This window comes from Kineosporia babensis (genome assembly GCF_021129305.1).
Lineage (GTDB): Bacteria > Actinomycetota > Actinomycetes > Actinomycetales > Kineosporiaceae > Kineosporia > Kineosporia babensis.
Genome location: NZ_JAJOMB010000020.1, coordinates 163057 through 187826, shown reverse-complemented (window position 1 = coordinate 187826; position 24770 = coordinate 163057). Strand labels below are relative to the sequence as shown.

19 protein-coding genes are annotated in these 24770 nt (G+C 69.4%); 11 read left to right on the top strand and 8 right to left on the bottom strand.

The window, feature by feature from the left end:
* Positions 1–162: 162 nt before the first annotated feature.
* The gene (locus LR394_RS30435) at positions 163–1386 is read right to left on the bottom strand and encodes an ROK family transcriptional regulator (protein WP_231448028.1); all 1224 of its coding nucleotides are present in this window, start codon (positions 1384–1386) and stop codon (positions 163–165) included.
* A 206-nt stretch (positions 1387–1592) separates the two neighbouring features.
* Between LR394_RS30435 and LR394_RS30430 the strand changes: the two genes are divergently transcribed.
* From LR394_RS30430 to LR394_RS30395, 8 genes are all read left to right on the top strand, one after another.
* Positions 1593–3290, top strand: coding sequence for an ABC transporter substrate-binding protein (locus tag LR394_RS30430; RefSeq protein WP_231448027.1), 1698 nt, complete (start codon positions 1593–1595; stop codon positions 3288–3290).
* A 70-nt stretch (positions 3291–3360) separates the two neighbouring features.
* Positions 3361–4350, top strand: coding sequence for an ABC transporter permease (locus tag LR394_RS30425; RefSeq protein ID WP_231448026.1), 990 nt, complete (start codon positions 3361–3363; stop codon positions 4348–4350).
* A 226-nt stretch (positions 4351–4576) separates the two neighbouring features.
* Positions 4577–5431, top strand: a complete 855-nt coding sequence (locus tag LR394_RS30420; protein WP_407937156.1) for an ABC transporter permease — start codon at positions 4577–4579, stop codon at positions 5429–5431.
* The gene (locus LR394_RS30415) at positions 5431–6285 is read left to right on the top strand and encodes an ABC transporter ATP-binding protein (RefSeq protein ID WP_231448024.1); all 855 of its coding nucleotides are present in this window, start codon (positions 5431–5433) and stop codon (positions 6283–6285) included. The genes LR394_RS30420 and LR394_RS30415 overlap by 1 nt, the downstream gene beginning before the upstream one ends.
* Entirely contained in the window at positions 6282–7175 is an 894-nt protein-coding gene (locus LR394_RS30410; RefSeq protein WP_231448023.1) for an ABC transporter ATP-binding protein, read from the top strand. Before LR394_RS30415 ends, LR394_RS30410 begins: the two co-directional genes overlap by 4 nt.
* Positions 7172–9187 (top strand): beta-galactosidase, encoded by a 2016-nt coding sequence (locus LR394_RS30405; RefSeq protein WP_231448022.1) that lies wholly within the window; start codon positions 7172–7174, stop codon positions 9185–9187. The genes LR394_RS30410 and LR394_RS30405 overlap by 4 nt, the downstream gene beginning before the upstream one ends.
* Positions 9184–11703 (top strand): glycoside hydrolase family 2 protein, encoded by a 2520-nt coding sequence (locus LR394_RS30400; protein WP_231448021.1) that lies wholly within the window; start codon positions 9184–9186, stop codon positions 11701–11703. Before LR394_RS30405 ends, LR394_RS30400 begins: the two co-directional genes overlap by 4 nt.
* Positions 11704–11744: 41 nt before the next feature.
* Positions 11745–13118 carry a GH1 family beta-glucosidase gene (locus tag LR394_RS30395; RefSeq protein ID WP_231448020.1) on the top strand — a complete coding sequence of 458 codons (1374 nt, stop codon included), beginning with the start codon at positions 11745–11747 and terminating at the stop codon, positions 13116–13118.
* Here LR394_RS30395 and LR394_RS30390 read toward each other — a convergent pair.
* Positions 13109–13966 (bottom strand): aminoglycoside phosphotransferase family protein, encoded by an 858-nt coding sequence (locus LR394_RS30390; protein WP_231448019.1) that lies wholly within the window; start codon positions 13964–13966, stop codon positions 13109–13111. The genes LR394_RS30395 and LR394_RS30390 overlap by 10 nt on opposite strands.
* Positions 13967–13970: 4 nt before the next feature.
* Positions 13971–15407, bottom strand: coding sequence for a GGDEF domain-containing protein (locus LR394_RS43315; protein WP_231448018.1), 1437 nt, complete (start codon positions 15405–15407; stop codon positions 13971–13973).
* Between the two features lie 151 nt (positions 15408–15558).
* Here LR394_RS43315 and LR394_RS30380 point away from each other — a divergent pair, with 151 nt between their 5' ends.
* A complete protein-coding gene (locus LR394_RS30380) occupies positions 15559–17835 on the top strand; it encodes a hypothetical protein (RefSeq protein ID WP_231448017.1) in 2277 nt (758 codons plus the stop codon).
* On the opposite strand, the gene LR394_RS30375 is transcribed toward LR394_RS30380, so the two are convergent.
* From LR394_RS30375 to hxlB, 4 genes are all read right to left on the bottom strand, one after another.
* Positions 17832–18599 (bottom strand): NADase-type glycan-binding domain-containing protein, encoded by a 768-nt coding sequence (locus LR394_RS30375; protein ID WP_231448016.1) that lies wholly within the window; start codon positions 18597–18599, stop codon positions 17832–17834. The two genes, LR394_RS30380 and LR394_RS30375, sit on opposite strands and share 4 nt — an antisense overlap.
* Positions 18596–20158, bottom strand: a complete 1563-nt coding sequence (locus LR394_RS30370; RefSeq protein ID WP_231448015.1) for a hypothetical protein — start codon at positions 20156–20158, stop codon at positions 18596–18598. Before LR394_RS30370 ends, LR394_RS30375 begins: the two co-directional genes overlap by 4 nt.
* A 115-nt stretch (positions 20159–20273) precedes the next feature.
* Entirely contained in the window at positions 20274–20897 is a 624-nt protein-coding gene (hxlA, locus tag LR394_RS30365; RefSeq protein ID WP_231448014.1) for a 3-hexulose-6-phosphate synthase, read from the bottom strand.
* A 25-nt stretch (positions 20898–20922) separates the two neighbouring features.
* The gene (gene hxlB, locus LR394_RS30360; protein WP_231448013.1) at positions 20923–21492 is read right to left on the bottom strand and encodes a 6-phospho-3-hexuloisomerase; all 570 of its coding nucleotides are present in this window, start codon (positions 21490–21492) and stop codon (positions 20923–20925) included.
* Positions 21493–21594: 102 nt separating this feature from the next.
* Between hxlB and LR394_RS42210 the strand changes: the two genes are divergently transcribed.
* Complete coding sequence (locus tag LR394_RS42210) at positions 21595–22401, top strand: helix-turn-helix transcriptional regulator (RefSeq protein ID WP_269330004.1); 807 nt, start codon at positions 21595–21597, stop codon at positions 22399–22401.
* Here LR394_RS42210 and LR394_RS42205 read toward each other — a convergent pair.
* Complete coding sequence (locus tag LR394_RS42205; protein WP_269330003.1) at positions 22348–23475, bottom strand: cytochrome P450; 1128 nt, start codon at positions 23473–23475, stop codon at positions 22348–22350. The two genes, LR394_RS42210 and LR394_RS42205, sit on opposite strands and share 54 nt — an antisense overlap.
* A gap of 338 nt (positions 23476–23813) precedes the next feature.
* Here LR394_RS42205 and LR394_RS30345 point away from each other — a divergent pair, with 338 nt between their 5' ends.
* On the top strand, positions 23814–24770 hold the full coding sequence (locus tag LR394_RS30345; protein ID WP_231448012.1) for a nucleoside hydrolase: 957 nt from the start codon (positions 23814–23816) through the stop codon (positions 24768–24770).

Here is a 24770-nt window from a genome sequence, read left to right as displayed (position 1 = left end):
CGTGGGCTTTTGGGGTGCTGGGGTTGTGGCGCTCGGGCCAGGGGTGGGATCGATAGGGGTGTCGGGCACGGTTTCTCCTGGGGAAGGGAACGAGACGAAGGCTCCACGGCCGGAAGGGCTTTGAGAGTCAGAACGAGGTTGGGTGCCTGGATGAAGACCGTTTCAGGTCGTCAGTGGTGAGACGTTCTTCTCGGGAACCGCCGGCGGCTCGGCGTGGGCCAGGGGCGAGCGCAGCACCACCAGAGCCCCGCCAACAGCCGCAGCAGTAGCAGCATCAGGCGAGAGCAAAATCTTGACCGGCCGCAGCAATCGGGCCAGGGCACCGCGTTCGGCCGCCCGGGTAGCCGCCTCGGCGTACAACGGGCCCGCGGTCACCATGGCCGGACCGGACAGCACCACGGTATCCAGGTCGAACAGGTTCATCAGGGTGACCACCGCGTCCGCCAGCCGGTCCGCCGACGTGCGCAGCAGAGCCAGGGCCCACCGATCGCCCCGGTCTGCCGCCACCGCCAGGCGCTCGAAGTCGTTCAGCGTGTCCTCCGGTCGCCCGGACAACCGTAACCGCCCCTGCTGCAAGGGATCGGCAACCGCCTGAGCCACCACCGCAGCCGGCCCGGCCGTCACCTCCGCGCACCCCCGATTGCCGCACGCGCACAACGTCGAACTGGGATCCAGCGGAACATGCCCGATCTCCACCGGATTGGCGATCGGGCCACCGAAAGCCTCACCGTTGAGCACCACCCCGCCACCGATCCCGCTACCACTCACCCAGACCACCCCGAACGTGCCCACCCCGAGCGCACCCGTCCACTGCTCACTGATCGCCGCCGCCGTGGCATCGTTCTCCAGCAGCACCGGCAGCGACAGCAACTCGTTCAGCGTGGTGCTCAGCGGAAAACGTTGCCATGCCGGGGTCGGCTGCGCAGTCAGGATCATGCCGCGCTCACGGTCCTGCGGCCCGTGCGTGACCAGGCCCAGCCCGAGCACCCGCTTCCGCGGCACGGCGGCCGAGGCCAGCAGGTGCTCCACGTGCGCGGCCAGGGTAGTCAGCGTGGCCTGCACCGTGCCGTCCCCGACACCCGGCGACTGCGCGCTGACCAGCCGTCTTCCGGTGAAATCAGTGACCACGGTGGTGATCGTGGAGCGGGACAGCTGAACGCCCACGGCGTACCAGGCATCCGGAGCGAGGTCGAGCAGGCGCCGGGGTGAGCCGACCGCCACCGGGCGGCGGCCGGTCTCCCGGACCAGACCGCCGGCCAGGAGCTCGCGCACGGTGTTGGTGATCGTCGCCGGCGTCAGTCCCGAGTGGGCGGCCAGTTCGACCCGGCTGATCGGGCCGGAAGTCCTGATCAGATCGAGGACGAGGGCGAGGGTCGGTGTCGCCAAGGTGCCCCCTTCGCGGACGGAGAGTTCAAAGGCGCAGGTCAGGGGCGCAACGCAGGCCGGTGAACAGCTCCGTCGCGATGTCCCAGGACTATATTGACACACTAAATTTAGCTCCGTAAGAATTGCGTCACCGCAAAGTTGCGGGAGATGAGCCGTCGGTGGCACCCGGCGGTCAACGGGAAGGACCAAGGATGTTCCTTACGGCGATGAGGGCTCGCTCCCGGACGAACCGGGCCCGGGCTCTGCAGATTTCGGCCGGTCTGGTCGCGCTCGGGATGCTCGCGGCCGGCTGTTCCGGTGGCAGCGGCAGCTCAGAGGGCTCCGGAGGCGGCGGCACCACCACGATGGTGGTCTACACCGGCCAGTCCGGGGACTACCAGATCAACTTCAACCCGTTCTCGCCCACCCAGATCGGCGGCGGGGCGGCGATCTACGAGCAGCTGTTCTTCATCAACAAGTCCGGTGACGGCGAACCGCAGCCGCTGCTGGGCACCGAGTACACCTGGAACGACGACGGCACCGAGCTGTCGATCACCCTGCGCGACGACGTGAAATGGACCGACGGCGAGGCGTTCACCGCCGACGACGTGGTGTTCAGCCTCAACATCGTCAAGGACCACGCGGCGCTGAACTCGATCGGTTTCGACGGTGAGGCCAAGGCTGTCGACGACACCCACGTGGTGATCACCTTCCCCGAGGCGGCCTTCACCCAGGGCCCGGATGTGCTCGGCAACATCTACATGGTGCCCGAGCACCTGTGGGAAGGGCGTAACCCGGAGACCGACGTCAACGAGGAGCCGGTCGGCACCGGCCCGCTCAAGTTCGGCGACTTCAAGGCCCAGGCGTTCACCTACGTGGCCAACGAGGACTACTGGGGCGAGGTCCCGGCGATCAAGACGGTGCGCTTCCTGTCGCTGTCGGGCAACACCGCCGGCGCCGACGGGATCATGGCCGGCACGATCGACTGGCAGACCTCGCCGGTGCCGAACATGGACAAGGTCTCGGAGGTCTACCCGGGATACGACGCGCTGACCTCCAACCTGATGCAGACGTCGCTGATCGCCTGCGCCAACCCGGATCTGGGCTGCACCGGCCCGCAGACCGACCCGGCCGTGCGGCGGGCGGTGTACTACGCCCTGAACCGGCAGCAGATCAACGCCCTGGGCTTCCAGAACACCAACAGCGAGATCTCGCCGAGCTACGCGCTGCTGTCCAACCAGAAGGACATGATCTCCTCGGCGATCACCGAGCCGGTGGCCCCGGAGACCGGTGACGCCGCCGCGGCCACCGCCGAACTCGAAGGCGCCGGCTGGGCCAAGGGCAGCGACGGGATCTACGCCAAGGACGGCGAGAAGCTCAGCCTGATGGTCGAGACGGTGACCGGCTGGACCGACTACATCACCGGCCTGCAGACGATGGCCCAGCAGCTCAAGGAGGTGGGCATCGAGCTGAAGGTGGGCCAGTCGTCCTGGAACGAGTGGACCGGCAAGAAGACCAGCGGCAAGTTCCAGCTGGCGATCGACAACCTCTACCAGGGCTCGGCGCCGGACCCGTACTACGTGTACAACAACTTCTTCTCCACCACGAGCACGGCCAAGGTGGGCAAGACCTCGGGCAACAACGTCTCCCGGTTCTCCGACCCGGAGGTGGACCAGGCGATCAAGGCGCTCAGCGGCCTGCCGCTGGACGACCACGCCGGACGGCAGCCGCACCTGGACGTCATCCAGAACACGATCGTCGAGGAGATGCCCTACATCCCGCTGTGGACCGGTGGCACCACCAGCGTCTGGAACGTGAAGAAGTTCAGCGGCTGGCCCAGCGACAGCGACATGTACGCCTACCCGGCGGTGTGGTCGCGCAACGACTTCGCCGAGATCATCAAGCACGTCAAGCCGGCGTCCTGACCGACCTCCTGCGTGATCGGGCCGGCCACCGGCCCGATCACGGCCCGGACCTGCGAAAGGTGGTCGTGCCGTGAACTTCGTCGTGCGCAAACTCCTGTTCTACGCGGTCGCCGTCTGGGCGGCCATCACCCTGAACTTCGCCATTCCCCGCCTGCTGCCGGGCAATCCGGTGGACATCCTGCTGGCCAAGCTGCAGGCCCGGGGCGCCAGCGTCACCCCCGAGTCCCGGGCCGCCTACGCCGCCCTGCTCGGCGGGGAGAGCGACGACCCGATCCTCGTCCAGTACTGGGACTACCTGGTCAACCTGGTCCAGGGCGACCTGGGCACCTCGGTCACCTACTTCCCGACCAACGTCACCGAGGTCATCTCCACCTCGATGCCGTGGACCATCATGCTGGTCGGCATCGCCACCGTGATCGCCGCGGTGCTGGGCGTGGGCCTGGGCGCGATCGTCGGCTGGAAACCGGGTACCTGGCTGGACTCGGCCGTGCCGGCCACCACGATCCTGGCGGCGGTGCCGTACTTCTGGCTGGCCCTGGTGCTGGTCTACTTCCTGTCCCGGGTGCTGGGCTGGTTCCCGGCCCAGGGCGGCTACGACGTGGTCCTCGATCCCGGGTTCAACGCACCGTTCGTCGAGTCGGCGATCCGTTACGGGTTCCTGCCGGCCCTGACCATCGTGCTGGCCTCGCTCGGCGGCTGGCTGCTGGGCATGCGCAACATGATGGTCTCCACGCTGTCCGAGGACTACGTGCTCACCGCCCGGGCCAAAGGCCTTCCCGAGCGGACGATCATGCGCAACTACGCGGCCCGCAACGCGGTGCTGCCCTCGATCGCCGGGTTCGCCATCTCGCTGGGCTTCGTGGTCTCCGGCTCGGTGGTCACCGAGCAGGTGTTCTCCTACCCGGGCATCGGCTCCAAGCTGCTCTCGGCCGTGCAGAACAACGACTACGCCCTGATGCAGGGCATTTTCCTCTACATCACCCTGGCCGTTCTCGGCGCCAACCTGGTGGTCGACCTGCTGTACGGCCTGATCGATCCGCGTATCCGGGCCAAGGCCTGAGAGGAGGAACCCGATGACCACCTCGACCCCCACGGACCCACCCCGGCCGACCGGAGCGTCCGTTGCTGATTCCACTCTGATCGCTCAGGAGAGCCCGGCCGCGCCCACCGCGATCACCGGTCCGGGCGGCCCGATCGCCGGACCGCCACCGACCCCGCCACCGACCCCGGCAGCCGTGCCACCCGCCCAGCCCCGGCGGCGCGGCTGGCGTTCGCTGCTGCCCACCATGACCCCGTGGCTGGCCCTCGGCCTGACCCTGGTCGGGCTGATCACGCTGTTCGGCCTGATCGGCCCGTTCCTGGTCGGCGACCCCGACACGATCCGCGACATCGGCCTGGCCGGCCCGACCGGTGAGAACATCCTGGGCACCACCCAGACCGGGCAGGACGTGTTCTCCCAGCTGGCCTTCGCCACCCGGGGCTCGCTGCAGATCGGCCTGATCGTCGGAGTACTGGCCACCGTGCTCTCCGCGTTCTTCGGCATCTACGGCGCCTACCTGGGCGGCTTCGCCGACGAGGCGTTCTCGTTGCTGTCCAACGTCTTTCTGGTGATCCCCGGCCTGCCGCTGGTGATCGTGATCTCCGGCTTCGTGCCGCCGGAGAGCCGTGGCCTGTGGACGATCGCCCTCGTGCTCGCCCTGACCAGCTGGGCGGCCTCGGCCCGGGTGCTGCGGGCCCAGACGCTCTCGGTCCGCCAGCGCGACTACGTGTCCGCCTCGCAGCTGTCCGGCGAACGGCCCTGGCGGGTGATCGTGGTGGAGATCCTGCCGAACCTGCTGCCGGTGCTGGCCTCGCAGTTCGTCTACGCGGTGATCGCGGCCATCCTCGGTGAAGCCGGCCTGTCGTTCCTGGGTCTGGGCGCGTCCAACTCCTCCACCCTGGGCACGATGCTGTTCTACGCCCAGAACGGTTTCGCCCTGCCGCTGGGCGCCTGGTGGTGGTTCGTCCCGCCGGGCCTGATCATCGCCCTGTTCGGGATGGGGCTCTCACTGATCAACTTCTCGATCGACGAGATCATCGACCCCCGGCTGAAGAACGCCCGCAATGCCCGGCGGCTGGCTCGCACCCGGAAGGAGTCCTGATGGCCCGGCAACCCGTGCTCAGTGTGCGCGACCTGACGGTGATCTACGAGACCGAGCAGCCGGTGACCGCGGTCAGGCAGGCCTCCCTGGAACTGGGCCGCGGCGAGATCCTCGGCCTGGCCGGGGAGTCCGGCTGCGGCAAGACCACCCTGGCCTACGCGATCAACCGGCTGCACCAGCCCCCGGCCCGGATCGCCGGTGGCTCGGTGATCTTCCACGATCGCGAGGGCGAGGACATCGACCTGCTGGCCCTCAAGGACGAGGGTCTGCGCCAGTTCCGCTGGTCCCAGCTGTCGATGGTGTTCCAGGGAGCGATGAACTCGCTGAACCCGGTGCGCACCATCGGATATCAGCTGGACGACACGCTCAAGGTGCACGACGGCTCGCTGTCCAGGGCGCAGCGCAAGGAGCGCGCGGCCGAGGTTCTCACCCGGGTCGGCGTCGATCCGGTCCGGCTGCGGTCCTATCCGCACGAGCTGTCCGGCGGGATGCGGCAGCGGGTGATGATCGCGATGGCCATGCTGCTGCAGCCGCAGATCATGATCATGGACGAGCCGACCACCGCGCTCGACGTGGTGGTGCAGCGCGAGATCCTGCGCGAGATCCTGCGGCTGCGCGACGAACTCGACTTCGCGGTCATCTTCATCACCCACGACCTGCCGCTGCTGCTGGAGATCGCCGACCGGATCGCGGTGATGTACCAGGGCGAGATCGTCGAACTCGGTACCGCGCAGCAGGTGCACCAGCAGGCGCAGCACCCGTACACCCGCAAGCTGCTCGGCTCGTTCCCCAGCCTGACCGGTTCGCGCAGCGACTTCGTCCGGCACGGCAGCGCCCAGGAGAGGTCAGCATGAGCAGCGTGAAGGTCACCGACCTGACCAAGGACTACCTGATCCGGGACGGCCTGCGCCGGCGCCGGATGCGGGCGGTCAACAAGGTCAGTTTCGAGCTGACTCCCGGTCGTACGGTGGCTCTGGTGGGGGAGTCCGGTTCGGGCAAGTCCACCATCGCCAAACTGCTCACCCGGCTGGAGCGTCCGACCTCGGGCACGATCGACGTGCTGACGGACGATGGCGCGCGGGTTGCGGGGTCGGCGTACCGGCGCGAGGTCCAGATGGTCTTCCAGGACCCGTTCGCCTCGCTGAACCCGTTCCACTCGGTGGCTCACCACATCGCCCGCCCACTGCGGCTGCACAAGCGAACCCAGGACGCCGCGTCCACTCGTTCGGAGGTTCTGGCCATGCTGGAGCGGGTGAACCTCACGCCCGCCGAGGAGATGGCCGAGCGCCGGCCGCACGAACTCTCGGGCGGTCAGCGCCAGCGGGTGGCGATCGCCCGGGCGCTGGCTCCGGGGGCGCAGGTGCTGATCGCCGACGAGCCGGTCTCGATGCTGGACGTCTCGATCCGGCTGGGCGTGCTGAACCTGCTCGGCCGCCTGCAGCGCGAAAGTCGGCTGGCAGTGCTGTACATCACCCACGACCTGGCCACCGCCCGGCACTTCTCCGACGACATCCTGGTGCTGCATCACGGCCGGGTGGTCGAGCGTGGCCCGGCCGATGCGGTGATCCTGGATCCGCATCACGACTACACCAAGCTGCTGGCCCTGTCGGCGCCGGATCCCAACCGGCTCGGCGGAGTGGTGCGTTCCACGGCCCCTGACCGGGACGCGATCGACGACTCGGTCTGCTACGACCATCATCTCGGGGACTGGGTACCCAGCGGCACCCAGGAGGTCGCGGCATGAAGCTGGCCGAGGGGCTGGTGTACGGCGGCGACTACAACCCCGAACAATGGACGCGTGCGGTCTGGCTCGAGGACATGGCACTCATGCGGGAGGCTGGGGTCAACCTGGTCACGCTCGGCGTTTTCTCCTGGGGTCTCGTCGAAACATCCGACGGGGTTTTCGAGTTCGGCTGGCTGGACGAGATCGTCGAGCTGCTGCACGAGAACGGCATCGGGATCAACCTGGCCACCCCGACCGCAGCTCCGCCGAGCTGGCTGCACACCGCCCACCCGGAGATCCTGCCGCGCCTTGGCGACCTGTACCAGGAACCGCCGGGCGGCCGGAACGCCTGGTGCCCGAGCTCACCGGTGTTCCGCCGCTACGCGCTGCGGATCGCCGAGCAACTGGCCCGGCGCTACGGGCAGCACCCGGCGGTGCGGCTCTGGCACGTCGGCAACGAGCTCGGCGGTGGGAATGCCCGCTGCTACTGCGATGTCTCGGCCCAGGCGTTCCGGGAATGGCTGACCGAGCGGCACGGCACCCTCGAGGCGGTGAACCAGGCGTGGGGCACGGCGTTCTGGGGTCACCGGTTCGGCGCCTGGGAGGAGATCCTGCCGCCTCGCGGTAAGCACGGTGCGCCCAACCCCGGCCTGTTCATCGACTACGAACGGTATTCCTCCGACGCCCTGCTGGCTCACTATCGCGCTGAACGTGAGGTGCTACAGGAGTTCTCGGATCGGCCGGTCACCACGAACATGATGGTCGGGCCCGGCGCTCAGGTGGTGGACTACGCCCGCTGGGCCCCGCACACCGACATCGCGGCGACCGATCACTACACCTTGGTCAACGATCCGGACCGGGCGGTGGAGCTGGCCTGCGCGGGCGACCGGATGCGGGGGATGTTCGCGGATCGGCGGCCGTGGCTGCTGATGGAGCATTCCACCGGCGGGCCGAGTTGGCAGCAGCGCAACCGGGCCAAGGATCCGGGGGAGATCCTCCGGAACTCGCTGGCCCACGTGGCGCGGGGATCCGACGGGGCGATGTTCTTCCAGTGGCGGTCCTCGACGGCCGGGGCCGAGCAGTTCCACTCCGCCATGCTGCCGCACGCCGGTACCCGCTCGAGGGTCTGGCACGAGGTGCTAGAGCTCGGTTCCCGTCTGAAAGCGCTTAACGAGGTGGCCGGTTCGCGGGTGGAGCCGGCCCGGGCGGCGATGGTGGTCGACGACGAGTCCGGCTGGTATCTGCAGCACGGGCTCAAGCCGCACCGGGGCTTGCGCTACGGGCGGGAGTTGCGGGCCTGGCACAAGGCGCTGTGGGAGCGGCAGGTGCTGCTCGACCTGGTCCCGGCCGGTGCGGATCTGGCCGGTTACGACCTGGTGCTGGTGCCCAACCTGATGCTGGTCTCCGACGCGGTGGCTGAAGAGCTTTCAGCTCTGCCGCAGCACGGCACAGCCCTGGTGGTGACTTACCTTTCGGGGATCTGCGAGCCGACGGGACGGGTGCGAACCGGCGGCTACCCCGGGGCCTTCCGCGACGTTCTGGGCGCCTGGAGCGATGAGTTCTACCCGCTGCAGGACGGCGAGGAGGTGCAGTTGGACGACGGCGGCGTGGTGCGGGACTGGACCGAGCGGGTTCACCTGGACGGCGCCGAGGCCGTGGTGTCCTACGCCAGCAGTTCGCTGAGCGGTGCCCCGGCGGTGACCCGCCGTCCGATCGGTGCGGGTGCCGCCTGGTACGTCTCGGCGGCCTTGTCAGAGCGCAGCATCTCGGCGATCGTGGAGCGGTTGATCACTGAGGCAGGGCTGCCGCGCACGGTGCCGGCGCCCTCCGGGCTGGAGGCGGTGCGTCGGATCGGTGAGAACGCCTCCTACCTGTTCCTGATCAATCATCGCACCGATGACGTGGAAGTGGCGGCGGAAGGCCTGGACCTGCTGACCGAGGAGAAGGTCGGTCCGGTGACGGTGGTGCCGGCCGGTGGTGTGCGGGTCGTGCGTGAGAACCCTGCAGTCGAATCGCCCGGGAGGGCCTTGTGAAACACCAGGAAGTGACCAGCGGCTGGACCGTCACCGCGACGGCCGGTGAACTGCCGGAGGCGGTCAGGGGAACCTGGCCGGCCATGGTTCCGGGCAGCATTCACACCGATCTGCTGGCCGCCGGGGCGATCGATGAGCCGTACGACGACGCGCACGAGAACGACCTGGAATGGTTCCACCGCACCGATTGGCTCTATCGCACTGAACTGGACCTCGAACCACCGGCCGCCGGTGAACGCATCGACCTGGTGTTCGACGGCATCGACACGATCGCGACGCTCAAGCTGGGTGGGACCGTCCTCGGCGAGACCGCAAACATGCACCGCAGCTACCGGTTTGACATCACCGGGCACGCGGCTGCCCACGACCTGGAAGTGGACATCCGCTCGGCCACGATCTGGGCCGAGGCCCTGCGCGAGGAACTCGGCAACCGGCCGGCCACCAACGCGCCGCGCCCGTTCAACTTCGTCCGCAAGATGGCCAGCTCGTTCGGCTGGGACTGGGGGCCCGACTTCCGCACCGCCGCCCTGTGGAAGCCGGTCCGGATCGAACGCTGGGCCACTGCGCGACTGGCCCAGGTGCGTCCTGTTGTCGGGGTGGCCCCTGACGGCACCGGCACCGTCCAGGTGCACGTCGAGATCGAGCGCTCCGGGCTGGAACCGGACACGGCGTTGGAACTGACAGCCGAGGTCTCGGGGGTCAGAACGACCACGACGATTGCGGCGGGCGAGAATGGCGCCGTGTTGAGCCTACGGGTGCCCGAGGCTCCGCTGTGGTGGCCGGTAGGCCACGGTGACCAGCCGCTGGCCGAGTTGAGCGTCGAGCTGAAGAACGACCAGATTGTCGACGCGTGGACTCGCCGGATCGGGTTCCGCACGGTTGAGATCGACACGGGCGACGACGAGTACGGCACCCGCTTTAGCATTCTGATCAATGGCAAGCCGATTGCGGTGCGTGGGGCGAACTGGATCCCCGACGACCACTTCGTCTCCCGGATCACCCGCGAGCGCCTCGACCGTCGGCTGGACCAGGCCTTGGGCGCGCACCTGAACCTGGTGCGGATCTGGGGCGGGGGAATGTTCGAGTCCGACGACTTCTACGAGTTGTGCGATGAGAAGGGCCTTCTGGTCTGGCAGGACTTCCTGCTGGCCTGTGCGGCCTACCCCGAGGAAGAGCCGCTGCGCACCGAGATCGAGGCCGAGGCCCGCGAGAACGTGGTGCGCTTGATGCCGCACCCGTCGCTGATCCTGTGGAACGGCGGCAACGAGAACCTCTGGGGTCACGAGGACTGGGACTGGAAGCGACGTCTGGGCGATCTGACCTGGGGGCAGGACTACGCCCAGCGCCTGTTCAGGCAGATCGTGGCGGAACTGGACCCGACTCGTCCGTACAGCGACAACAGCCCCTACACCCCGCGGCGCACGCCGGAGCAGTCGCACCCCAACGATGCCGACCGGGGCACGCACCATCAGTGGGAGGTCTGGAACCGGATCGACTGGACCGCCTACCGCAGCGAGATTCCGCGTTTCTGCTCGGAGTTCGGATATCAGGCGCCGCCCGCGTGGCGCACGCTGACCGACCACGTGCGTGCCACGGACGGCACTGCTCTGGCCGAGGCGGCGGCTCCGTACGCCGATCCGGTGTTCCTGATCCACCAGAAGGCCGACGACGGCACCGGCAAGCTCGAGCGGGGCATGGATCCGCACACCGGGGTGCCGCAACGGTTCGAGGACTGGCACTGGGCTGCGCAGCTCAACCAGGCCCGGGCCATCCGGCACGCGGTGGAGCACTACCGTTCGTACTGGCCGCGTACCGCCGGGTGGATCGTCTGGCAGCTGAACGACTGCTGGCCGGTGGTCTCCTGGGCGCTGGTCGACTACGAGGAGCGGCCCAAGCCGGTCTATTTCGCTCTGCGCCGGGCCGCCGCACCACGGGCGCTGTATCTGACCGAGGGCACGTTGGTGGCGGTGAACGACACCGACGAGCCGTGGCTGGGCACATCCGAGGTCCGGCGCGAGACCTTCGCGGGGGAGCAGCACACCTCGGGCAACTTCACCGTTTCCGCACAGCCGCGCAGCGTTGTCGTCCTGCCGTTGCCGGCGGATCTCACCACGGCCAAGGACCCGGCCGGTGAGGTGCTGGTCGCCGAACTCGACGGCCTGCGGGCGGTCAAGACCTTTGGCGAGGACGTCACCCTCACCCTGGACCCCGACCCGCTGGAAGTCAGCGCCGACAAGGTCGACGGTGGTTACCGGATCGACGTGCGGGCCCGGAGCTTCGCCTCCGACATCACCGTTCACCCCGATCGTCTGGCCTCCGACGCGCAGGTGGACGACGGCGTGATCAGCCTGCCGGCCGGGGCCCGGGCCAGTTTCCTGGTGACCAGCACCGCCGACCTCGATCCGGCCGGCCTCACCCGGGCGCCGGTGCTGCGCACCGCCAACGACCTGAAAGCCGTTGCGGTGCGAACCGCTTCCCCGGCCACCGGTTCCGGTGGCCACATGGTCGCTGACTGAGCCACACCGTCCTCCATTTACTAACCCTCTCAGGAGCTTTGATGAACGAGCCCACCCAGCGTCGTTTCCCGGAAGGGTTCCTCTGGGGAACCGCCACGTCCTCGTACCAGATCGAGGGCGCCACCGAGGCGGACGGCCGCAAGCCGTCCATCTGGGACACCTTCTCCCGCGTGCCCGGAGCCGTCCGCAACGCCGAGAACGGCGACATTGCAGCCGATCACTACAACCGGCTGGGCGAGGACGTCAAGCTGATGGCCGATCTCGGGGTGAACGCCTACCGGTTCTCGGTGGCCTGGCCGCGGGTGCAGCCCCTGGGTTCGGGCCCGGCCAACCAGCCCGGCCTGGACTTCTACAAGCGCCTGACCGACCAGCTGCTGGAGCACGACATCGCCCCGGCGGTCACGCTGTACCACTGGGACCTGCCGCAGCCGCTGCAGGACGCCGGGGGCTGGCCGAACCGCGACACCGCCTACCGGTTCGCCGAATACGCCGCCCTGGTGGCTGATGCGCTGGGCGACCGGGTGCATCTGTGGATCACGCTGAACGAGTCGTGGTGCGCCGCCTACCTCGGTTACCTCTCGGGTGAGCACGCGCCGGGGATCAAGGACCCGGCGCAGGCGCTGGCCTCGGTGCACACCCTGAACCTGGCCCACGGTCTGGGCGCGCAGGCGGTACGGCAGAACGCGGGACCGGACGCCAAGGTGGCGATCGCGCACAACCTTCAGGTGAACCGGGCCCACACCGACTCGCCGGAAGACCTGGCCGTGAAAGCCAAGCTGGACCTGGTCAACAACGAGATCCTGCTCGCCCCGCAACTCGACGGCGCCTACCCGGAAGGGCTGTTCGAGGCCACGGCGGCGTTCACCGACTGGTCTTTCGTACAGACCGGCGACCTGGAGATCATCAACGCCCCACTCGACGGCCTGGGGCTGAACTACTACTCCACCGGCTTCGTGAAGGCCGGGATCGACCCGGACCGCGACCCGTTCCAGCCCACCCTGGTCGAGGGCGCGATGCGGGTGCGGCCGGAGGGCGAGTACACCGAGATGGGCTGGCTGGTGCGGCCCGAGGGCCTGACCGAACTGCTGCTCGAGATGCACCAGCGCCGGCCCGGGCTGCCGCTGTACATCACCGAGAACGGCGCGGCCTTCGACGACGTGGTGGCCGAGGACGGTCAGGTGCACGACGAGCGGCGCACCGCCTACCTGCAGACCCACATCGAGGCGGTGGGCCAAGCGATCGACGCCGGGGCGAACGTCCGCGGTTACTTCGCCTGGTCGCTGATGGACAACTTCGAGTGGTCGTACGGGTACGGCAAACGGTTCGGGCTGGTGCACGTGGACTACGACACCCTGGTGCGCACGGTGAAGGACTCCGGGCACTGGTACCGCTCGCACATCGCCGGCTACAGGTAACCAGCCAGCCGGGTAGCGACCGGGCGCAGGACCGGAAGGTCGAGCGAGGCGTGCACGCATCGCGCGAACAACCAGGCCAGCACCCGGTCGCGGTCCAGCCCGGCCAGATCGGCCACCCGGTGCACCAGCGCCCGCGGATCGTGGTGCAGGCGCTCGTCGCAGTTGAGCAGGTGCTGCAGGACGTCGTAGTGCGGGTCGCCGACGTACGGCTTGGGGTCGATCACCAGCCACGGCTCACGCTCGGCCTGCAGCACGTTGCCGGCGTGCAGGTCGGTGGCCAGCAGCACCTGCTCGGTGGCGGTGGTGGGTAGCTCACGCAGGAGGTTCAGCCCGGCCCGGGCCAGACCGCGGTCGATCGTGATCGGGCGGGCCTGGGCCGAGTCGGCCCAGGCGTTGCACATCTGGCTCAGCGGCCGGAACGGGTGCCCGCCCAGGGGCGCCGCCCACAGCTTGCGCAGCACCTCGACGATCACGGCGTCCTGCTCCGCCTCGGGCCGGGCCTCGGCCAGCGGGGTACCCGGCGTGCAGCGTTCCAGCAGCAGCACACTGCTCACAGCGGTTTGTTCGCTCGCGTGCACGCGGACCGCGCCGTGCCCGGACCAGGTTGCGAGCCCGGCAGCCTCGTCGTCCGCCTCGTAGTGCCGCCAGCTGACCTTGAGCACCCGGTCCCCGTCGGCCGCAGCCACCCAGGAACAGGTCCCGCCGGGCTGGTACGGCTCCTGGAGCTGCAGGGACCAGCGGGCCGCGTACTCGTCGACGATGTCCGGCAACTCACGCAACCAGCCGTGGAACTGCGCGTCGTGGTTGTCCCGGGCATGGCGCAGCAGGTTCTCCGGCAGCAAGATCACCCGCTTATGATGCGTGGCGGATCTGGCCACGGCCACCGGTTTTGGCGGCATACATGGCGGAGTCGGCGCTCTTGATCGATTGTTCCGGATCGGCGCCCGGCGGCGCCAGGAGCACCCCGATGCTGGCCCCCACCGAGACCCGGTGACCGTCCAGGTCGATCGGGCGGCTGATCGTGGCCAGGATGCGCGAGGCGATGTCGTCGGCGTGCTCGTCGCTGGCCCCGGGCAGGATCACCGCGAACTCGTCGCCGCCGAGACGGGCCACCACGTCACCGGAACGCACCACGGCGCTGATCCGCTCGGCCACGGTCCGCAGCACCACGTCGCCGCTCTCGTGCCCGAGCGTGTCGTTGATCTTCTTGAAGCCGTCCAGGTCCACGTACAGCAGCGCAGTCGGCCCGGCCGTCCCACTCAGGTTCTGCTGCCAGCGGTCATGGAACAACCGGCGGTTGGCCAGACCGGTGAGCTGGTCGGTGTGGGCCTGCGTCCGGGCCGTCTGCAACGAGTCGTCCAGCTGCTCCACCACACCGTGCAGCCGGGCCAGGACCAGCAGGTACAGGGCGATCGAGCCGAACGCGATCAGCGGCGCGTCGATCGGCCCGCCGCGCAGCCATTCCAGCAGCAGCACCAGCGGGGCCATCAGGCTGGCGGCGGCCAGCCCGTACAACCGTCTTCGCCCGATCACCCCGGCCAGCAGCGGCGCGGTGGCCTGGGAGATCGCGGGCATGGACGGGTGCAGGGCGGCCGCGGCCAGCAGCGCATGACTGAAGAACCAGCCGCCGTCCAGGAGCCCGCCCGCGCTGTACAGGCCCTCCAGCTCCAGCAGGGTGTAGGCGATGTCGGTGACCAGCAGACAGCTCACCCCGGCAACCAGCAGACGGTACGCGAACGGCCTTTTCCCGGCGCCGATGGTCAGCCGGAAGAGCACGGCCAGAGCGGTCAGATCCAGGATCGGATAGGCCAGCGACACCGCCTGGGCGAACAACGACAGGGTGCCGTCGCCGGCCGTGGGGGAGATCAGGTACAGCCAGGCCAGCATGCTCGCGCCGATGGTCAGGACCGCCGCGTCGATCAGGCCGGGGCGGTCCCAGCCGGTATGTCGCGACAGCGTGAAGCCGATCAGCGCGGCGATCAGGGCCAGGTTGGAGGGAACGTAGAAGGCATCGGCCCAGGACGGGAACACGTCCTGGCCGAAGGCACTCTGCGTCCAGTAGGCGATGTCCCCGACGGCGAACAGACCGGCCCGTGCGGCCAGGGCGTACCAGGGCCAGCGCAGCGCTGGCCGGTAGATACGGACGCCAGCCAAAATGATGCCGCTCGCGCAGAAATGCAGCAGCGTGGCCAGGACCGCCTGGACGTGCTCCCAAGGCAGCAACGGGTACACCAGGGCCAGTACGGCGCAGAACGCGACGTACCACTGCCACCCCCGTGACCCTGGCACCAGCCTGCTCCCCCCGAAGCCCTTGAGCCGTCATCATCGGCCGGTTGCGCGATCGGGTGAAGCTCCGAATTTCCCGGCGCGCCCCCGGCCGGCCGCAGCCTCAAGATCACCTAGCCTCAGCGTGATCATCTTCGGGGGGAAGGTTTTCGACATGAGCACCGCGCCACCGCACACCCGCCGCCGCAAACGTCAGGCTGCGGGCGGATTTGCCGCTCTCATCACCATCTTCGCACTGGCCTCGCCGGCCGGGGCGACCGGATCACCCGGGGCCGAACTACCGGGCCAGATATCCAAGCCCCAGCAGCTCACCCTGCTCGGCGCCGGCCCGTCCGGATACACAGTGGCCCGCAACCACACCGAGGTGCTCACCGCCCCGGCCGGAAAACCCTTCGCCGACAACCGGATCACCTACTCCGAGGACGGTTCGCCCGGGCGGCTCCAGCAGGTCAAGGACCTGACCGGCCACCAGCTACGGTGGGCCACCGCCGCCGACAGCGCCTGGCGGATCCACACCGCCGATCTGCGCACCGGGGCCACGACCACCCAGAACGTTCCCGATCGGCCGCTCGCCTTCGTCCCCACCGGATACGTCGGAGAGCTCGGCAGCCGCATCACCCTGCACCGCAAAGGTCTCGCCGACAAAGTCCTGATCAACGACGTGTCGGCCGACCCGGGCATGGCCGGGGCACCCACCTACGTCGCTGCCGACGCCGGTAGTGCGCTGATCAGCTACGCCCGCACGATCGCCGACCAGCCCACGTCCGGCCGCACCCTGGTACACGTGCCGTTCGGTTCCAGCGCCGTCGAGGTGATCGTCCCGCCCCGGACCGCACCCGGGTACTGGCCGGGACAGGTAGCCCTGACCCCGTCGTCCTTCGTCTGGCTCTCGTACGGTTTCGCCGACCGGTCCTTCTCCAGGATCGGGCGCAGGGCCCGCACCGACACCGAGATCACCGACCAGGAAGTGCCGTGGTTGCGCGCCGGCACCCGGATCGACTTCGCCGCGACCGACCAGCAGGTCGCCGTCGCCGACTCCTGGGTACCGCCCGGGAAGCTGAACACGACCGGGCTGCGGGTCCTGGTCGCCGGTGCCTGGCGGGAGGTGCCCTTACCAGAGAGCCTTTTCGGCACCGGAAGTACCGAGACGAGCCAGTTCGGCGGCGTCGAGGCCATCGGCAACCGCCTGGTGTACGCCCTCGGCTCGGCCGCCGAGCAACCCGCCGGAGTGCACGAGATCACCGCCGACGGGACGTCCCGGCCACTCGCAGCCCTGACCGAGACCTACCGCCCGGTCGAGACACTCGCGCTGGCGGCCGGGCGGCTGTACTACACCGGCCGGCCCGGCTCCGCCGACCCCGATGACGGGATCCGGCTGATCGCCCGACGTCCGGTCGAACAGGATTCAGCCGGGCGCCTGTCGCTGGGCGCCAAGGAGACCGGGGAACCGTTCTTCCGGGTGCCCGCCTGGCTGATGTCCCCACCCGGGGCCCTGGCGGCGTCCGGCGACCGCTGGCTGTTGCGTGGGCTGCCACCCACACCGCACTACTACCTGGCCAGCAGTACGTTCTCCACCACCGACCTTGGCCCGGCCTCCGCCGAGCCGACGCCGCTGCGGCTGTCCGGCCCGTACGCCGTGGCCGGCAACCGGGTGTTCCGGGACAAGAGCGCCACCCCGCTGCTCGACCTGACCAGCGGGACGAAAGACGTTGATCTGTTTGGCTCGCGGGTGTTGTGGTCGACGACCGGCGGGCAGTTGCGCACGCAGGACGTGACGCAGGGCGCGGCCAGCACCCTGGCTCAGGGGGCCGGCGGCGAGGTGGCGATCTGGGGGAGTGACATCGCCTGGGCTGACGGCTCGTCGCTGCGGATCGCCACCTTGGCCAAACCGCAGCAGCCCCGCGTGGTCACGAACACTGGCGGGGTACACGAACTGCGCTTCACCGAGGGCACTTTGAGCTGGCAGGACAACGCTGGGCGGTTGCGGGTCCTGAACACCCGCTCGAACCGCACTAATCCACAGATCACGCCGCTGAAGGCCCCGGCCGACGTCTACGACCACCTGATGACCGGGGTCGCGGCCAACGGGCGGGCCCAGGTGCTGCCGCTGCCGTTCGGTCAGGACACCAACTACCGGCCCAGGCTGATCGCGGCCAAGACCGAGCCCAGCGTCACCGCAGGCACCAACTGGGCGCCGGAGTTCGACACCAGCAAGGCGCTCATCGCGGTCAAGCTCACGATCCGGCGCAACAGCCGGGTGGTGGCGAACCTGACCGGTGAGGCCGCCCACGGCACCGTCCACGGCCTGAACTGGGACACCACCGGCGCCACGCCTGGCGTGTACACCTGGGCGCTGACCGCTCAGGCGGCGGACGGCGACGGCACCCTGGCCGGACCCGTCGAAGGGAAGGTCACGGTGGCTAGAACCTAACCGACGAACAGTTCCGAGATGGCGGTGTAGTCGTCGGTGAACTGGCCCGGGGTGGTGGTCTGGTTGACCCGCAGCCGGACGGTCCGGGACTGCACCGCCTCGATCGTCATGTACTGGATCTCGCGGGTCTCGTCCTCCAGCGACTGGTTGACGCTCAGGCCGTTGTCGAACATCCAGGTCACCGAGCGGATCCGGCGTCCGGCGGGGTAACGGTCCTCGCCGGAGACCGGGTCGACCTTGGTGTAGCCGTTGGTCAGCCCGACCGTCTGGATCGTCGAGGCGGCCGGCAACGTGATGGTGATGAACTCGTCCGAGTAGAAGCCGGGGGCCCGCCAGGCGGTGTTCGGGTCTTCGTCGGTCAGGTGCTCGGTGCCGTAGGTGACCGGGTCGCCGGCGGCGTCCTCGGCCGGATCGGCGGTACGGTCCGCGACGATCGTGGCGCTCTTGGCCAGGTTCACCACGGTGGTCGGGGCGGCGGTGCCGGTGCTGGCCACCCCCGAGGGCAGGTCGGCCGGCCGCAGACTGGAGGACGCGTCGTCCCCGCTGCGGCTGGCCGCGAACTGCAGGCCGACGAAGACGCAGATCAGGACGCCGACGACGGACACACCCCGGATGATCCAGGGACGTTCGGAGTCACGGGTGGTGCGCACCGGCGTCAGCGCGTTCCCGCTGACCGAGGGGAGCGCGGCCTGCAGTTCCAGTCCGCAGCGCGGGCATTCGGGGTCGGCGAGCAGGTAGCCGGCGCCGCAGCGGGTACAGGTCACTGGTCCGTCCCATCGAGAATGACCTGCGTCCGGCGGTGGAACTCCTCCGGGTCGAGGCCGGCGTTCTCCATCGAGGCGGCGACGGTCTCGATGATCTGCTGCTCGATCACCCGGATCTGCCGCTGCGCCGCGAAGCCGGCCATCAGATTCCCGGACTCCTGATCGGTGCCCAGTTCGCGCACGCTGGCGTGGGCGCCGCGCTCGTCCGAGGTCCCGAGCTGGCGCAGCCGATCGCGCAGGTCCCAGGACAGCTGCTCCTGGCCGAGCAGGGCCAGCACCAGGTTCAGCGGTGCACGCAGGAAGGTACCGGGCAGGTCGGGGAGCACGCCGAGCGCGGTGCGCAGCACCACCCCGGGCCCGGACGCGGCGTACTGGTCGATCTCGCGGTACCGGGCCCGGACCGGCGGCAGACCGCAGCTGACCAGGTCCAGGTGCAGCCGGCGGCCCTGGACCAGGGCCCGCACGAACACCCAGACCTCGCCCTGACCCCGGTCCGGTGCGGTGCGCACGCTCAGGTAGCGGTGGGTTCCGGTGGAATCGGACTCGGTGAGCTGCTCCATCTCCGCGACCGGCAGCCGGTGGCGCAGCAGGCCGGTGGCCGGATCCAGCCGCGGATCACCGGAGTGCGCGCTCGCCGGGGTGATCAGCCGGTCCTGGACCGAGACCTCCTCGGGACCGTTCAGCTGAGCCAGATCGCGGGCCAGGGCCTCACGCAGGCTCTCGGTGCTGAACTCGGCCGCGCCGCCACCGCCTGCGGCCAGCGAGACCGTCCGGGTGTAGGTGTGCTGCGCGGGCCCGGCACCGATGAACGGCTGCTCGGCGGCGTCCTGCGGGTAGTAGGTGACGTTGCCGAGCTGGGCCTCGGCGATGTACCGCAGCCGGGCCTGGCGGGACCTGGGCCCGGCCGGGCTCTGCGTGGGGTCGAACCGGCCCGGCATCAGGTGGTCCAGGATGGTCTGCCGGTTGATCAGCCGCTCGACGGTGATCGTGGTCCAGGCCGCCCCCATCACGATCACGAAGACGCCGATGACCTCCAGCAGGAAGGCGCCGAAGGGGGTGTGCTCCTCGTACCCGCTGGAGCCGTCGATCGAGGCGAACAGCCCGGAACTGGACTCCAGCAGGAGCAGGGCGATCAGCAGCGCGATCAGCGCGGGCACCAGCAGCACGAGGGCGGCCAGGAACCGCAGCCGCAGGGCGGTGCGGGCCGCCCGCAGGGTCAGCAGCGCCGAGCCGGTCAGGGCCAGGATCGCCAGCAGCAGCTTGGCCTGCAGCACCAGGAAGACCAGCAGGACGACGGTGAGCACCAGATCGCGCACGACCTGGTTGCGGCGCGCGTTCAGGGCGTGCCGCACCACCGGTACGGCGTCGGTGCTGAACGCGGGCGCGACCGAGCGCTTGGCCGAGCCCACCAGTTCCCGCAGGACCGCGTTGCGGAACGGCGGGTCGAGGTAGACGCCGGCGCTCAGATAACGCGTGGCGGGACTGCCCAGCATCCGGCGCTGCGCCGACGTGGGGGGCAGGTCGGGCGGTCGGCTGTCCGGCTCTGCCGTCCTGACCACTGCAGTTAACCCCCGATAGCGTCAGCAATACCCGATTCGAGAGCTTACCAATGAGTCATCAGAGCGCCGGTGCGGGCGGGGAACCGTTCCCCGCCCGACCTGCCCGCACGTCGGGTCAGCTGATCGCAGCGCGCAGCTGGGCGGCCGCCGCGGCGACGTCAGGAGCGCTGTAGATCGCGCTGCCGGCCACGGCCACGATGGCGCCGGAGCCCTGCACCGCGGCGATGCTGGAGACGTTCACACCACCGGCGACCGAGAACGGCACCCCGGCGCTCCGGCCGGCCTCCAGCAGGGTCTGCAGGCTGAAGCCGGGCTCGGCCTGCTCGTCCAGGCCGGCGTGCATCTCGACGAACTCGGCGCCCAGGTCGATGACCTCCTTGGCCCGGCCCACCTTGTCGTGCACCCCGATCAGGTCCACGACGACACCCTTGCCGTACTTGCGGGCGGCCTTCACCGCACCGGCGAGGGTGCTGTCCCCGGCCGCGCCCAGCACGGTGACCAGGTCGGCGCCCGTAGCGAAGGCGATGTCGGCCTCCAGCTCACCGGCGTCCATCGTCTTCAGGTCGGCGAAGACGATCTTGTCCGGGTGCGCCTGCTTCATCGCGGTGATCACGCTCAGCCCGACGCTCTTGATCAGCGGCGTGCCGAGCTCCAGGATGTCGACGGACGGCGCCGCGGCGGCCGCCAGCTCCAGCGCCTTCTCGGTGCTCAGGGTGTCGATGGCGAATTGCAGCTGCATGATTTCTCCTCTTGCGCGGAACGGGTTATTCGAGATTGGCGTGGCGTGGCCACAGGTCGTCGCCGGAGGCACCGGAGTTCAGCCAGAGGGCGTGGAACAGGGCGTCGCCGATCAGCATCACGGTCTGCTCGAAAAGGCTTCCGGCGTACTGCGAGCTGGCCGCGCCGGAGCGATCCAGCTTCTCGGCGGCGGGCACCACGACCACGGTGCCGGCCAGTTCGGCCAGCCGGGAGCGGGGATTCGTGGTGATGGCCGCCACTTCGGCACCCGCCGCCACCGCGGTCTCGGCGGCCCGCACCACGGCGGCCGTGCTGCCGGAACCGCTTGCGGTGAGCAGGATGTCCTGCGGGCCGATGGCGGGCGTGGTCACTTCGCCGACCACGTGCACGGTGAGCCCCAGGTGCATGAGCCGCATCGCGGTCATCCGCAGGGCCAGCCCGGACCGGCCCGCGCCGAGCACGAAAACCCGCTCATACCGGTCCAGAAGCTGGGCCAGCCGGGACAGGTCTGCGCCCGCCACCTGCTGGGCGCAGGCGCCGACTTCTTCGGTGATTGCCGTCAATGACTGTGCTGCAGTAGCCGTTCTCGAGGACACGACAGTGATGCTGGCAGCGCGGCGCCGCGGCTGCCGCCCTGCGACGGTCGAGCCCTACCTACCCGAACGGGTAGGTGCCGGCCATCCGCTAGGTTCTGCGGAATGACCGAAGCCTCCCGCCGCCAGGGCGCCGAGAACAACCGGCTGCTCGCGGAACTGGGTGAGCAGCACGCCGTGACGCTGGAATCCCTGCTCGCCGTGCTGCGCTCCGGCCACCTGGACGACCGGGCGGCCCGCACGATGGCGATCGACCTGGCCGCCTCGGCCCTGGTGCAGCTGCGCACCCAGACCGACCAGGTGCGGGCGGCCGTGCTGGAACCGGTGGTCGGGGCCTTCGCCCGGCTGAAGAACGACCTGCGGCCGCTGGTTAGGTTCGGCGATCTGGACGTGCAGTTCGTCGAGCCGCCCTCGACCGGCCGGGCGCTGCCGGGGGAGGTGGCGCACTCGGCCCGGGCGATCGTGCGTACTGCGGTCCTGGCCCTGGTCGATGCCGGAGAAGCCCAGCGGGTGCGCATTCACTGGGACTGCGACGGGCTGAACCTGCTGATCCACGTGCGCGACGACGGCCGGGGCGAACTCACCGGGCACGACGACGCGCTGCGCCCGATCGCCGAGAAGGTGACCGCACTGAGCGGTCACCTGGACGTCTCCTCCACCCCGGGCTGGGGCTCCAACCTGAGCATCGTGATCCCGCTCGACCCGCCCTCGCCCTCGTTGCCGCTGGGCGAGAGCGTGGACCTGAGCCCGCGCGAGCAGGAAGTGCTGCGGCTGCTGGTCGGCGGCGGGCGCAACCAGGAGATCGCCAAAGAGCTCGGGATCAGCGAGAACACGGTCAAGTTCCACGTCTCGAACCTGTTACGCAAGGCCGGGGCCCGGACCCGGGCGGAACTGGTCGCCCTGGCCCGGTAGACCGCCCTTTGTGCTGCGGAACCGCAGGCGGAGGTTCTGCGGAACCAGGGTGATGGTGGTGGACATCCCGGTCGGTGCGGGGCCCTCGACCGTCCCGGCCTGAAGCACCTCGCGCACCAGATGGTCCAGCCGGGCCAGCGAGAGTTCGGCGCCGACGCAACGCCGGGCGCCCGCTCCGAACGGGAAGTACTCGTTGATCCTGGGGTGCAGGCCGTTCCAGCGCTCGGGCCGGAACTCTTCCGGATCGGGGAAGACCTGCGCATCGCGGTGGCTCACATAGGGCGAGAGCACCAGTTCGTCGCCCGCGCGCAGTCGCCAGCCGGCGTAGATCCCGTCCTGGGCCACCATCCGGCTGATCAGCCAGGTGGGCGGGTACAGGCGTAGCGTCTCGTTGATCAGCCAGGTGCGGGCGGTTTCGTCGGTGCGGGCCCGTTCCTGCCACTGCGGGTGGGCGGCGAGCATGGCCAGCACCCAGGCGCCGGCTGCACCGGGAACCACCGAGCCGGCCAGGAGCATGGCCACCGCGAAGTTGGTGACTACCTGAGGCTCGACGCCGGCCCGGGCGAGTTCACCCACCAGCGAGTCGGGGTGTGCGACGGCCTGGATCTGGTTCTGCAGCAGAGTGTCCCGGCTCCGGGCATGCCGGTGGCGCCGGGTCAGCAGAGCGAGGACGCCGCGTAGTCGGGTGCCCTGATCCACCACCTCGGTGAGCGGGGACAGCAGGGCGAGGGTGGCCTCTTCCAGGGCCGGATCGGAGGTCCCGGTCACCAGCCGGGCGGTGGAGCGCAGGTTGAGGCGACTGAGATCGCCCACCAGATCGGTGGGTTCGCCGACCCTGACCCACGCCCGAACGTGTTCGGTGAGTTCCTCGTCCATAGTCGGGTTGGCTGCGGTGTGCAGAACGGAGGACGAGCGCCGGCGGGCCAGCATCCAGGCGTCCAGGGCAGCTTCGCCGCGGGCGGCGGATTCCGACTCCATCCGCCGGTTCAAGGTCATCTGGAAGTCGGTGTTCGTGCGCCGGAACATGGTTTCGATCAGGTCCGGGTCGCTGACGAACACCAGGTTGGCGGCCATCCGCACCACCGGCGCCCGGCTGGGCAGCGTGCTCAGGAAGGCGAGGCGGTCGGTGTTGTAGGCGGAGGTGAAAGCACGCCAGCTGAGGCCGGATTCGGCTGGATCGAGCGCACGGGAGGCGGCTGCCTCCCGTGCGCGGGATCGGATCAGTGCCAGGAGTAGCGGCCCGGCATGGTCTTACGGGTGAGACGCTCGATGATGCGCTTCATCGCAGAACCTCCAGCTCGACTTCAGGGAAGAGCCCGACATAAAAGGGGTAAATCGGACTTCGATCGAGGGTAGGTCAGGAAACCGAAGCCGTCCAGCATTCCCGAGGCCGGATCCCCTAGGCTGCCCCGGTGACGAAGCGCAACGTGATCTTGGACGTGGACACCGGTATTGACGACGCGATGGCGATCATGTTCGCCGTGCGGCATCCGGGCATCGACGTGCGGGCGATCAGTTGCGTGGCGGGCAATGCCTCCCTGGAGCGAGTGGTGACCAACACCCTCGGCGTGCTCGAGCTGCTCGACGCCCCGCCGATCCCGGTGGCCGGCGGAGCCCAGCAGCCCCTGATCGAACCGTCGCGCCCGGCCTCCTGGGTGCACGGCGCCGACGGCCTGGCCGGGCTCGATCTGCCGGTCGGCGGGCGCAAGCCGGTGCAGCAGCACGCGGTCGAGCTGATGCGGCAGACCCTGATGGCCGCCGCCGAGCCGCTGACCGTGGTCTGCCTGGCCCCGATGACCAACCTGGCCCTGCTGCTGCGCACCCACCCCGAGGTGATCGAGCGGATCGAGCGAGTGGTGTTCATGGGCGGAGCCGTGGCCGACGGAAATGCCACCGCGCTGGCGGAGTTCAACGTCTGGCACGATCCGGAAGCGGCCTACGTGGTGCTGAACAGCGGCGTGCCGCTGACCATGTACGGTCTCGACGTCTTCCACACCGTCGAGGCGAGCGCCGAGACCACTGCCGACCTGAAAGCGTCCGGGCAGCGCCTCGATCAGGTCCTCGGCGCCCTGCTCGGCTACGAGATGGTCAACCCGCTCACCGGTGCGATCACGGTCAACCGGGTGATCGGCGACGCCGGAGCGGTCTGCGCGATCACCTCGCCCGAGCTGTTCCGCTTCGAGACCTGGCCGTTGCAGGTCGAACTCGCACCCGGACTGAGCCGGGGCCAGACGGTGGTCGACCGCCGCCGGGCGATCGGCGAAGACACGTTCTACCCGACCGGCCAGCGGCCCTGGCCGACGGCGGACATCGCGCTCAGCGCCGACCCCGAGGCCGTGCTCCAGCTCTTCTTCGACACCGTTCGCTGA